Raw genomic sequence first — 11538 nt, 5'->3', positions numbered from 1 at the left:
CTAAACCGATTTTTGAAAGCCTGCCTGTTCTTGAACGCCTGAATAAAACTTACCGATTCTGGCTCGGTGCTGACTGATCTTCGCGAGTTTCTCGCTCAAACGAACTTTCGCCTTTTCCATTTCCTGCGCCAGGCGTTGGTTGACCGCTTCCAGTGTGGTGCCCAGACTTTGCAGTTCAGGTTCAGCGAGGTAGTCCGCGCGTTGCGATCGTACCAGATGATCCGCGGCCCGGAAGTTATGGAAGGCGGCACTGCGCCATCGCATGGCGGAATCGAAGCTGTTCCAATCCTCTGACACGAGCGCCGCGAGGGCCGTTTCAGAGCGCGCAAGATAGACTTCCAGAATCCTCTTGATGCGTTGAAGTTCAGCGTCCATGACAGCCTCAATGCTGATGCATATCTTCATTGTATGGGAGGCGGCTTTTCAGTGTCAATCGAGCGGGATACCGTTCCATCGCTTGCCGGACGCGCATCCCATGGCAAGGACTCAGGCTTTCACCGTTCCTCATGAACATGACCAGGCTCGAAGTAATGAAAAGAAATCAAGGGCTGTGTGAAATGAAGGCAGCGGGGGTGGAAATACGAAAGGAGCATGGGAGCCGTGCGGCTCCCGGACGGGATCAGCCGCTGCCTTCGAAAGCCGGGCGGGCTATGGAACCGCTGATCTTGTAGTTCAGCTGCCCCTCGTTGCCGCCGACAACGCTCAGGATAAAGCCAAAGTTCTCCTTGAGCGTGCCTTCGAGTTTGAGCGGGATGGTGATGTCCAGAATGGAATTCTGGAAGGGATTTTTCAAACTGACCACGCCGCGCACATCGGTCTTGATCTCCTGCGTTTCAAAGCCGGATTTATTGTCGATCTGCAGCCGGCCGCCCTTCAGGGAAGCCTTGACGATCGCCCGTTTGAAGTTTTGCTTGGCCACCACCAGCGTGGGGTTGGCCAGATCGAGGCTGGCCTTGTCAATCTTGAGCTCCACATCCCCCGTGGATTGCAGCGGATCGTCGATGGCCAGCTTGATTTCGCTTTGACCGCTCAGGTTGCCCTTGAAAATGAGCTGGACCAGAAGGTCCTTGATCATATCATTGGCGGTTTTCGAGGCATGATGCAGCGCCACATTCACAAGGCCGCCCAGCTCAAAATCCTTCGCCTCAAGCGCGATACGCCGCGGCACATAATTCTTATCCACCAGCAGCTGCCAGATGCCCCAGGAGACGCTGGTATCCAGCGTTCCATTGTTCCGGCTCACGAGCTCGACATCGACCTTGGCCCGGCCGATGAAAAGGTTCAAAAGCGAAACCGAGGCATCGATGCTTTTAAGCTCCATCTGCGCGCTGCCATCAGCCGTGGAAATCCGCACGCCACTGGCATCCATGCCTACCAGGAACGATGGTCCCATTTCCTTGACCCGCACCGTAAAACCGGTGGCCTGGGAAATCTCGGAAACGATGGCCTCCTTGAGCACCCCATAAGGAAAGGTGAACAGGAAAAAAATGAGAAAACCCAGGAAAAAGAGCAGGACATACCAGGCGGCATTAAAGACCTTGCGCGTTTGTTCTGTCACTTCCGGCACTCGTTATCCCCCTGTCTTATAAGCAATAACTTTCGCGTTGGTCTCAAAGAACAGACGATCCCCATAGCGTGTGCGGATCTGCAGACTGTGCACATTGAGGCTCCCATTGGATTTTTCCACTTCCTCCATGAACTTCAGAAGGCGCGGCAAGGAGACTTTGGGCAGTTTGAACTCGACCTGCGTATAGCGGAAATCCGCCGCGAGGGGGCTTTCTGCGGGAATTTCCGTGTCCTGCGAACGCAGGTCGGCAATCTGAACACCGACCTGATTGGCTTTGCTTTCAAAGAAAGGCTTGGGCTTGAAGTCCGCGGCGCTGCGGCTGATCGCCGATTTCAGTTCCTGGTAACGCTTCAATTCCTGCTCATAGGTGGAGCTGAGGCCCCGCACTTCCGTCAGCGCATCAAAGCTGGCATTGAGTTCATCCTCCAGCGCATTGATGCGGGTATAGTAGATGGTAAAAGCTCCCAGCACAAAGACCAGGAGAAGCCCAGCGGCACCCGCCAGCACACCGGTTTGATGCTCGGGGGACAGTTTGTAAAAACTGTCCATGATAAAGTCGATGCGCTCATTGTTGGCACCAAAGAGCGAACGACGAACCCGGTCGACCACACGGGCCACCAGCGATTGAATGGAGTCACGAACATTCTGCAAAGCGCTCATAATTGGGCCGCCTCACTGTTGGGATGAACATATTCCGCCTGGATGGTGAACTCGATCACCTTGCCGTCCGATCCGGGCTTGGCACCCGAACTTTTTTCCTCGACCTTGCGCAGGGACTTGGTTTTACCCAGAGCCTCGATGATAGCCGACTGGGACGCGAAGTTATCCGTTTCCGCCCGCATGGTGAGTTTGCCGGCACCCGGCTGGGTGGAACGGAAATCAAACTCGGTCACATCAATCTTGACCGTCTTGGGAACGACCTCGCTGATTTCCTTCAGCACCCGCAGGGGCCCGCTTTCGCTGTTGGCCAGAACGAATTCCGAGACGGCGGCCTGCTTGTCGCGAATGCCGGTCCTCAATTTGCCTTCGGCGTCCGAACGCAGTTTTTTGAAGGTGATATTCGTGTTGGAGTATTTCTTCTTGAGCTCAGGGAAGTTGATAAGGAATTCCTGAACGTACTGCTGCTTCACCTTCTCAATCTGCTGATTATAGAAGTAATACTTCACGATATACGTGAACATCAAAAGGACCAGCACCAGCGAGATCACCTTGAAGGCCTGGGCCACGCCTTTCATGATGTATTCGTAGTTCTGGACGTAGGCGAACTCGCCACGACGCAGGTTGATCTGCGAATGCTTTTTCAGGTTGGTGACAGCCCTGAGGCCGATCGCGAGACTTTGCGGCAGGATTTCCTGCTTGTTTTCCAGGGCTGGGTTGATGCTGATATTGGTCCGCGCGATATCAAACTTTTCAAAGTTCAGCTCGAGCTGATCAGTCAGAAACTTATCAAAGTGCTGAAGTTTGGACGTTCCACCGGTCAGGATCACCCGATTGATGGGTTCCTTGTCCCAGGTTTTATAGGCATAAAAGGTCCGGCCGAGTTCCTTCACGATGGCATGAGCCGCCAGCGTTGTCCGCTCGGCAATGCGCTGGTCGCGCTCGTTCAGGTCCTCGCCGCGGTAGTTGGTATGAAAGACCGCACTGACTTCGTGCTTGGCGCGCTGGGCCTCATGGAAGCTGCACTCCAGATCACGGGACAGAAAGTCGGTGATATAACGCCCACCGAGGTTGATGGAGCGGAACATGCGGAGCACGCCGCCTTTGATGATACAGACCGAGGTTTTCTCGTTCCCCACATCGACCAGGGCAAAGCACTCGTTCTCCTGGGCGACGATGGTCGGGCAAAGGTTATAAAAGGCCAGACTGTCGACATCGACCAGTTTGGGATCGATATTCACCCGGCTCAAAAGATCCAGGAAGTTTCTGAGAAAGGCCTTGCGGGTCATGACCGCAAGGGCCATGGTCTGCCCTTTGGAATGACCGAGGATCTGATGATCGACGATCATGTCTTCCATGTTGAACGGCACATATTCTTCGAGTTCGACCGCGATGGATTGCTGAATCTTGCGCGGGTCGCTGAAGGAAAAGGGGATTACCCGGGACGAGATAAACTGCCCCGGCATGGCGGTGATAATACGGTCAGCAGTCAGATTATGTTCCTGGAACAGCTGTTCCATACAGATCGGCACGATCGCATCGAGCGGGACACCGTCGAGATTGGGAATGACGGTCTCGTAGAAGTTCACGACTTCGTAGGACTTGAAGGTATTGACAATCTCGATGGCTTTGATCGAATAACTGCCGATGTCGAGGCCTATGACTTTTTGCATAGAAGCGTTTCCGTCCTGGTCGCTGGCAATATAAAGATTGTGGGGGTGACCCTGGTTGCCCCCAGATCCATTCTATAACATTTTCCAGTAAAGATAGCGGTAGGCTGCCTTGTACTGAATTTTGTTGTCGTCGGCATCCGGCAGCTTCCTTTGCAGGACCAGTTCGATGGTCTTGTGCTGCCCGAAAACTTCGGCCTGTACCTTAACCCGATAGAGATCGGACCGAAATGTGAATTTTTTTGCCATTTCATCATTTTCGGCACAGAACGCGTTTTTCAATTTGTCCTGAATCTGCTCCATCGAGGTGGCTGGTCCGTTTTCCTCAAGTTCAGTGAAGTGAGACACGGATTGCTCGGCACAGTCCGTGGTGGCCTTGGGGAAGAGACAGCCCAGGAATTCCCGGGAGGTCGTATTGAAATTGATCGGGGTCCGGGCCGCGCCGGTCGTGGCGACAGGAATCGGATAAACGGTCAGGTAGGGCGCGAAAATTGTATGCATATCGACGTCCCAGCCTGGGATAACCCGCAGCTCCTCCAGGGTATCGAAGGGTGCATTCTTGGCCTCCATCTTCGGCACCCGATCCGCATAGACGTCGTCCTCGCTGCTTTTGGCGGAATCCTCGGAGGGACGCTCGTCCAGGTCCGCCCAGTCGCGGATATAGGCGACCAGTTCGGGGACATTGATCTTTTTCTTCTCGAGGTATTCCTTTTCCGCCGGGCAGCTCATCAGAGCCTTCAGCATCGTCGCATAGATGGTGTCCCTGCCCGACAGGTAATTGATATTCAACTTGGAACTTTCATCAGCGACATTCAGAACAAAGGCCCCATCGAAGAGTTTGAGCGCATCCATCACCGAGGTGTCAGCGATCGAGCTGAGGTCAAAGGCCTCCTGCATCTGCGAGGCCATCTCCAGCGATTGCGCACCGATCGGAAAGCCGTTCAGCATCCCCCAGAAATCACTGGGGCCATCGGTCGGCATCGTCTGCTGGAGTTCATACGTGCCAAGGTCGATCGCAAGATCCGCCATCAAAAGGAAGGTGGCAAGGTTGACTCCGGATTTGGCGACATATTCGGCCTTCAAATTATCGCGATTGGCGGACGCCAGCTGGGCATCGACCGCGGAATTCACAATCATGTCCGCGCTGAAAAGAGCCATCAAGGTAATCATGAACATCACGACGATCATCGCGATCCCACGTTCCCTGGGACTTTTGCGCTCACCCGACTGAGGTTCACCCACTGGAAAACCCAGGAAGGTATGCGGCTTGGGAATGGATGTTTTCCATCGCAGCTTTTTCAAATCAATGATCCCACTTCAGAGTTTTCGAGCGATCCTTGACTTCCTTGGTATCGACCGCACGCGGAATCATCACCACCGTCCGCAGCGTGGTGATGGGATCTCCTTCCGCGTACTGGCTGGTTTCGTCCGGGAGTTCATTCGTATAGGCATCGACTTCCACCTTCACCATACGGGGAAGGCTGTCACGCCAGTCGGCGCGGCCTGTATTCCATTCCTCGATCCACTTCTCCCCATTCCAGGGGGAAATGCGCAGGGCCTTGATGTTCTTGGCCAGCACCACCATGGGCACGTCGTCCTCGAAATTCATGGGAATCATGGGGGTTTCGCCGCGAAAAAGATGAGGACGCTGGTTGTCCTTATCCTTCTCGATGCGATAGACGACAAAGGTCTGATCGGATTCATGGGCGCTGGCTACGCGCGGCTTATGGGTGAGGGTCGTCAGACGCAGCTCACTGTTATTTTCCCAAGGCCGGACCATAAACAGGGATTTGGTCGCCCGGGTGGTCACGTAGTCGAGATATTCCTGGCGTTTGAAGTTCAAAAGAAAGGCATGCTGGAGGTCGTCGGTGATCCTTTGCATCGCGATCGCCAGGCGATGGTTGACTTTCGACCGCTGCGACAGTTCCAGACGCATGTCGATGCCGTTGGTCAAAAGACTGGAAGTGGAGATGGTCATAACCAAAAGCAGAGTGATGGAAATAATGATCTCCAGGAGGGTCATCCCGGATTCCTCGCTCATCAGTCCCATTTTGTCCTGTCCGAATCGCACTCTCTGTCTTCCTGCTCGTTCGTTCACTTTTTAATATCGCACGCCCTTGATGAGACGAGGCTGAATGATCACTGATTGGGTGCGCCGCCACCATTGGGCTGGTTTGGAGTTGGCGGCGGGGTGCCGCCCGACCCCGGCGTCGGCGGGGTGCCTGGCGGAGTTCCACCTCCTGGCGTAGGCGTCATGGTCGGTGGTCCTGCGATCAGGGTACCGTCCTCGGCGTAAAGGGAGCCATCGGGCCGCCTCAGAACATTGCCCGCGCGGATACAGCCACCACCACCCGGGGCATTGACGGCGCCCTCCCCATCGGCGGGAACGCAGGTGGGACCTGTGGCGATCTGAGGGGCATTGCTCCCCTGCATTTTCTTGATCACGCCATCAAACACACCTTTTTTGGTGAAGAGGTATTCGTCCAGGGCCTTGTTATTGGTCAATAGATAGGTCAGGCTCACGCTTTCACGCCGCGCGCCATCCGGCCAGCTGACTTCCACATGGGCAATTTTCATAATGTGGCCCTGGAAGATCTGATTGAGGATCGCGTCCAGCCCCGGAATGGCGGCCGCCGCGGGGTCCTGTTCCTCCCGGGTGGGATCGTTTTCCTCTTCCTCGCTCTTCAGGCCGCCGTTCATCAGAAAATCGAAGAGCGGGAACTTCCATTCCTGGATATCGACGCTATAGCGATAATCAATTTCCGTTTCTTCCCGGAGGTCGGCGAATTCCTTGTCCTTCACCGAAGTCGTCGTCTCCAGCTCCTTCAGTTCCATGGTCTGGTAGTTGTACTCGACCTGGGCCATGATGCGCTTGGCCAGCCAGATGGCATCATTGGAACGCCGGGCGTACTCCACCTTGTTCACAATATTGCCCTGCCCTCCCGCCATTTCCAAGGCGAAGGCCATCAGCAAACCAACAGCGACGATCGTTTCAAAGATGGTGAAACTCAGCTCGCGGGGATTTTTATTAACGAGCTCTTTCATCACGGGTTATGTCCACCTCTTGATATCCAGATGAAATCTCGGCCAGCCCTTCATAAGGTTCCGTGACCAGGGTATAGGTGCGCTCATCATAGCGTTCGCGATCGTCCGGATCACCGGGCGCGATATGAATCACGGCGCGTTCCACATAACCCTGCGGGAAAAAATAAAGGTAAGCAACGGCTTCGCTGCCAAGTTCTTCAAAGGTTTGCAAGCGGCCGTGGTGTTCGGCCTGCATACTGCGAATGGCAAACTGGGGTCCGAGCTTGCGGACACTCCATTCAGCGTCCTCGACCGCCTTCCATTCCACGGGGGCGATTTTGTCCTTGGCGGCCAACAAAGGCGAGGTCGGCGGGATGGTTCGCTCCTCTTCCGGGTCGTCGACTTCCTTGCCCGCCAGGAGTTTATACTGTTCGAACTCCTCTTCGAAAACCTCCAGGCGGTCCTTGACCTCTTCGGGCGTCGGATCACGATCCAGTTTCTCATCGCCCATATAGAAGTCTTCGCGATCGGTGGTTTCCAGCCAGTAGTCGCCGGTGCCAAACGCAAAGACGAGGCGATGCGGTTTTCGGCTCAACACCGTCGTATCATAGGCCGCGCGGATATCACCCGCCAGGGCCCCCAGTTTCTGGGCAGCCTCGGTTTCTTCGGTGATGGTAAAACTCGGAGCGGCCATCACAAACATCAACGCCGCGAGGGCGATGACGATGATCATTTCCATCAAACTGAACCCACCTTCCCCGGCCCAAGGTCGCCGGGTGCAAGGTGTGTCATGGGTCATGGTGGGTTGGCTGTCAGGCGTGTGTGGCGACTGATAGCCGTCCTTGGTCTGATAGCCGTCCTTCGTCTGAAAGCCGTCTATGGTCTGAAAGCCGACCTGTGTCACGCGCCGCAGGCGCGAATTGAGTCGGCGCCTCCTCGCTTGCATCATAGCCTCATTCCCAGACCTGCAGCGTCATGGCAGGATCAATTCCAATTGTTATTCTGGTTCACCGCCAGCTTTGGGAGCCGCTTCGGGTGGATAGTAGACATCGTCTTCCGTGCCTTCCGATCCGTCTGCTCCGACGCTGATGATCTTGAAGTTTTTGGGTCCGTTCGATTCATAACGGTAAGGCTGACCCCAGGGATCGTTGATCTGATTGGGTTCAACATAGGGGCCACCCCAGTTTTTTGCGGTCGCCGGAGCTTCCAGCAAAGCCTGCAGGCCTTCATCCGTCGTGGGATAACGGGAGTTTTTCAAACGGTACATATCGAGGGCGTTCTTCAGCGACCCCATGCTCACGGCCGCCAGATCCCTCTTGGCATCATCACCTTTATCGAGCATGTTGTTGACGAGCACAGCCATGATCGTGCTCATCAGCGCGATCACGATCAGGATCTCGATGATTGTCATGCCGCGCTCGCTTTCACCAACAGGTCCAAAGGGTCGCTGCAAGACTCGTTTTAAACGCTTCAGTATCATCACTTCGTCTCCTTCCAAAAAACGTTTCCACTTTGATAGCACTTTTGACGGCCAAGCCCAACTGCTACTTGATCTGCTTCATAATGTCCATCATAGGCATAATCATGCCGACGATGACGCCAACGGCGATGATCATAAGGAAAAACATCATGATCGGCTCAATCAGAGTGACCAGTTTGGTAATCTTGCGCTCCACTTCCGCGTCATAAGCCTTGGCCACGTGAGCGAGCATGGTCACCATCTCACCGGTTTTTTCCCCGGTCGCGATCATGTGGGTCACCAGCCCGGGGAATACTCCACTTTTGTTAATCGTGGAGGCCAGACTATTCCCTTCCTGTACATCAATCTTGGCCTGCTCCAGAACCTCAGTCAGGATCATGTTGTTCACAACGTTCTTCGTGATATCCAAAGCGGGAATGATCGGCACGCCGGATGATAACATCGTCGAGAGGGTTTTGGTGAAACGCGAAACCGCGAGCATCATAAACACCGGCCCGAGTATGGGGGCTGATATCAGCCAATGATCGAACTTCCGACGTCCCTTGGGCGAATTCAGCCAGCTACGGCCGAGGATGAAACCCACCACCAGGAGAACCGGAGGAATGAACCAATAATCATTCAGAAAGCCTGAAAAATTGATGAGGAGCTCCGTATACCATGGCACCTGCACCTTCATGCTCTGGAAAACCTTGGCCAATTTCGGAACAATAACCACCAAAAGGAAGACCACGATGCTGAGCGAGGCGACGATCATGATCGATGGATACACCATGGCCTGTACGATTCTTCCACGCACCTGGACCTGGTATTCCATGAAGTCGGCCAGACGTTCGAGGACAAGGCCGAGCGTACCCGACGATTCGCCGGCCTTCACCATGTTTATATATAACTTATTAAAAATATTAGGATAAGTTGACGAAGCCTCGGCCAGGGACTTGCCCTCAGATACCATATCCTTCACAGAAGACAGGGTGTTCCGCAGGGCATCATTATCGACCTGACTGACCAGTGCCTTGAGGGACTCATCAACGGGCACATAGGCATTCTGCAGAGTGGCGAACTGACGAACCATCACAGAGAGTTCATCGAGACTCACGCCCCGTTGCGTCAGACTGAGTCCACTACTTTTGGTGGTCGAGGCCTTTTCCTCTTTGATTTCGGCGACGATAATCTTTTGTCTTTGCCGCAGGGTCGCGCGAGCCGAGCGCTCGGAGTCGGCATCAATACGACCTTTGACGTTCGCGCCACTGGCCGCATCGTAGCCCTTGTAACTGTACATCGGCATCTGGACTTACCCCTTCTCTATGACGCCACTCATTTCGATTTCGAGTTCGTCCGTCTGGGTTTTCCGCACAGCCTCATCCAATGAGGTGTCACCGGTAACAACCTTATGCAAGGCGGCGTCACGCAGGGTAATCATGCCTTTATCAACCGCACGCTTCTTGATGGTTTTGGCATCCTGAGTTTGCATGATCAGCGTGCGCATTTCTTCGTCAAAGACCATCAGCTCGTAAACACCGATACGTCCATGATAACCGATCCCGAAGCAGCGGTCACAGCCATGACCGGCCCGATAGATTTGCCGACCCTTGAGGTCCGCGCGTTTGATCCCGATCTGATGCAGCTCGACATCGCTGGGGTCATAGGCTTCGCGGCAGTTTTGGCAAAGGCGCCGCAGAAGACGCGTGGCCACGATCCCGAGCACAGCGGAGGAAAGCTGGAAAGGCTGCACCCCGAAATCGAGGAAGCGGGTCACGGTTGAGGCCGTATCGTTGGTGTGAAGGGTCGAAAGCACAAGGTGACCCGTGATCGAAGCCTGGACCGCGATGCGGGCCGTTTCCGCGTCACGAATCTCACCGATCATGATCACATCCGGGTCCTGACGCAGAATCGCGCGCAGACCGCTGGCGAAGGTCATGCCGATCTTATCTTTCACTTCGATCTGACCCACGCCCGAGACCTGGTATTCGACCGGGTCCTCGATGGTCAGAATGTTGATATCACTGGTGTTGATATGCATCAGACAGGCGTAAAGCAGGGTTGATTTACCGGAACCCGTGGGACCGGTCACCAGCACGATCCCGTGCTTCTGCTCAATCAAGGATCCGAGGGCATCATAGGTGCGTTTTTCAAGACCCATCTGATCCAGGCGTTTACCGCCCGAAGACTTATCGAGAAGACGCATCACGATACGTTCGCCAAAGGCCACGGGAATGACCGACAGACGAACGTCGATATCCTTGCCGGCGACCTTGATCGAAATACGACCGTCCTGCGGAACCCGCTTTTCCGCGATATCCAGCTTGCCAATAACCTTGATACGCGAGGCCAGCGAACCGGCATGGCGTTTTTGAATCTGGGTCTTATCCTGGAGCATGCCGTCGATCCGGAAACGCACCAGCACCTCGTTTTCGAGAGGTTCGATGTGAATATCCGAAGCGCGTTCCTTGACCGCACGGGCCAGAAGACTGTTCACCAGACGGATGATGGGCTTTTCATCATCCGAGGATTCCAAAAGGTCACGCGTTTCATCCAGATCGCCTTCATCCCCGACGTCCCCGACGTTGAGTTCGTCCAGCACCTTCTGTGAAGCATCATTCGCGCGTTCGAACACCCGGTTGATGCTGTTCTCGATGACCGAAGGCGGGCTCACGATCATGTTGATGTTGGTCGAAAGAATGAGGCGCAAGTCATCCAAAGGATGAATATTCAACGGATCCGCGACCACCACGGTGACATTGAAATCGTCCCGGGCGATCGGCAGAATTTTGTTGTCACGACAGAACTGGATCGGGATGTTGTCGACCAGCATGGGATCGATATCATTGATCGGCAGGCGGTCGTAGTAGGGCAGGTCCAGCTGAATGGCGAGAGCCTTCAGCATATCCTCTTCGCTGACATAATTGTTGGCGACCAGAACTTCACCGAGCTTTTTGATATTGCCCTCTTCGTTCTGCTCACGCAACGCTTCCTGCAGCTGTTTCTCAGAAATGGTCTTGGACTCAACCAGAATCTGCCCGAGCGTCTTGTGCTGCAGGCTACGAAAATCCACGGAAGGCAGCCGTGTCCACTTAGGTGCTGCTTCAGGTTTCTTTGCCGTATTGTCCGTCGTATCCGTCATTGAACCACTTCCTTCATCA

11 protein-coding genes are annotated in these 11538 nt (G+C 54.6%); all 11 read right to left on the bottom strand.

Features of this window, described 5'->3' with window-relative positions; translation table 11 throughout:
* The gene (locus OLTU_RS06280) at window positions 1-375 is read right to left on the bottom strand and encodes a hypothetical protein (protein ID WP_141731903.1); all 375 of its coding nucleotides are present in this window, start codon (window positions 373-375) and stop codon (window positions 1-3) included.
* A 244-nt stretch (window positions 376-619) separates the two neighbouring features.
* The gene (gene gspN, locus OLTU_RS06275; protein ID WP_218109874.1) at window positions 620-1558 is read right to left on the bottom strand and encodes a type II secretion system protein GspN; all 939 of its coding nucleotides are present in this window, start codon (window positions 1556-1558) and stop codon (window positions 620-622) included.
* Between the two features lie 12 nt (window positions 1559-1570).
* On the bottom strand, window positions 1571-2227 hold the full coding sequence (locus tag OLTU_RS06270) for a type II secretion system protein M (RefSeq protein ID WP_141731901.1): 657 nt from the start codon (window positions 2225-2227) through the stop codon (window positions 1571-1573).
* Window positions 2224-3897 carry a pilus assembly protein PilM gene (pilM, locus tag OLTU_RS06265; RefSeq protein ID WP_141731900.1) on the bottom strand — a complete coding sequence of 558 codons (1674 nt, stop codon included), beginning with the start codon at window positions 3895-3897 and terminating at the stop codon, window positions 2224-2226. Before pilM ends, OLTU_RS06270 begins: the two co-directional genes overlap by 4 nt.
* Before the next feature lie 72 nt (window positions 3898-3969).
* Entirely contained in the window at window positions 3970-5196 is a 1227-nt protein-coding gene (locus OLTU_RS06260) for a type II secretion system minor pseudopilin (protein ID WP_141731899.1), read from the bottom strand.
* 1 nt (window position 5197) lies between these two features.
* Complete coding sequence (locus OLTU_RS06255; protein ID WP_141731898.1) at window positions 5198-5965, bottom strand: type II secretion system protein GspJ; 768 nt, start codon at window positions 5963-5965, stop codon at window positions 5198-5200.
* A gap of 68 nt (window positions 5966-6033) precedes the next feature.
* Entirely contained in the window at window positions 6034-6939 is a 906-nt protein-coding gene (locus OLTU_RS06250) for a hypothetical protein (RefSeq protein WP_141731897.1), read from the bottom strand.
* On the bottom strand, window positions 6923-7867 hold the full coding sequence (locus OLTU_RS06245; protein ID WP_141731896.1) for a pilus assembly FimT family protein: 945 nt from the start codon (window positions 7865-7867) through the stop codon (window positions 6923-6925). The genes OLTU_RS06250 and OLTU_RS06245 overlap by 17 nt, the downstream gene beginning before the upstream one ends.
* 48 nt (window positions 7868-7915) lie before the next feature.
* Window positions 7916-8398 carry a type II secretion system major pseudopilin GspG gene (gspG, locus tag OLTU_RS06240; RefSeq protein WP_141731895.1) on the bottom strand — a complete coding sequence of 161 codons (483 nt, stop codon included), beginning with the start codon at window positions 8396-8398 and terminating at the stop codon, window positions 7916-7918.
* Window positions 8399-8462: 64 nt separating this feature from the next.
* A complete protein-coding gene (locus OLTU_RS06235; RefSeq protein WP_218109872.1) occupies window positions 8463-9677 on the bottom strand; it encodes a type II secretion system F family protein in 1215 nt (404 codons plus the stop codon).
* 12 nt (window positions 9678-9689) lie between these two features.
* On the bottom strand, window positions 9690-11519 hold the full coding sequence (gene gspE, locus OLTU_RS06230) for a type II secretion system ATPase GspE (RefSeq protein ID WP_141731893.1): 1830 nt from the start codon (window positions 11517-11519) through the stop codon (window positions 9690-9692).
* Between the last annotated feature and the right edge of the window lie 19 nt (window positions 11520-11538).

Source organism: Oligoflexus tunisiensis, assembly GCF_001748245.1.
Lineage (GTDB): Bacteria > Bdellovibrionota_B > Oligoflexia > Oligoflexales > Oligoflexaceae > Oligoflexus > Oligoflexus tunisiensis.
This window is presented reverse-complemented; position numbering and strand designations above follow the sequence as displayed.

What these genes read in the sequence shown, in the direction of transcription:
- OLTU_RS06280 (WP_141731903.1), bottom strand. Translation starts at nt 375, where the DNA reads ATGGACGCTGAACTTCAACGCATCAAGAGGATTCTGGAAGTCTATCTT.
- OLTU_RS06270 (WP_141731901.1), bottom strand. Translation starts at nt 2,227, where the DNA reads ATGAGCGCTTTGCAGAATGTTCGTGACTCCATTCAATCGCTGGTGGCC.
- pilM (WP_141731900.1), bottom strand. Translation starts at nt 3,897, where the DNA reads ATGCAAAAAGTCATAGGCCTCGACATCGGCAGTTATTCGATCAAAGCC.
- OLTU_RS06250 (WP_141731897.1), bottom strand. Translation starts at nt 6,939, where the DNA reads ATGAAAGAGCTCGTTAATAAAAATCCCCGCGAGCTGAGTTTCACCATC.
- OLTU_RS06245 (WP_141731896.1), bottom strand. Translation starts at nt 7,867, where the DNA reads ATGATGCAAGCGAGGAGGCGCCGACTCAATTCGCGCCTGCGGCGCGTG.
- gspG (WP_141731895.1), bottom strand. Translation starts at nt 8,398, where the DNA reads ATGATACTGAAGCGTTTAAAACGAGTCTTGCAGCGACCCTTTGGACCT.
- OLTU_RS06235 (WP_218109872.1), bottom strand. Translation starts at nt 9,677, where the DNA reads ATGTACAGTTACAAGGGCTACGATGCGGCCAGTGGCGCGAACGTCAAA.
- gspE (WP_141731893.1), bottom strand. Translation starts at nt 11,519, where the DNA reads ATGACGGATACGACGGACAATACGGCAAAGAAACCTGAAGCAGCACCT.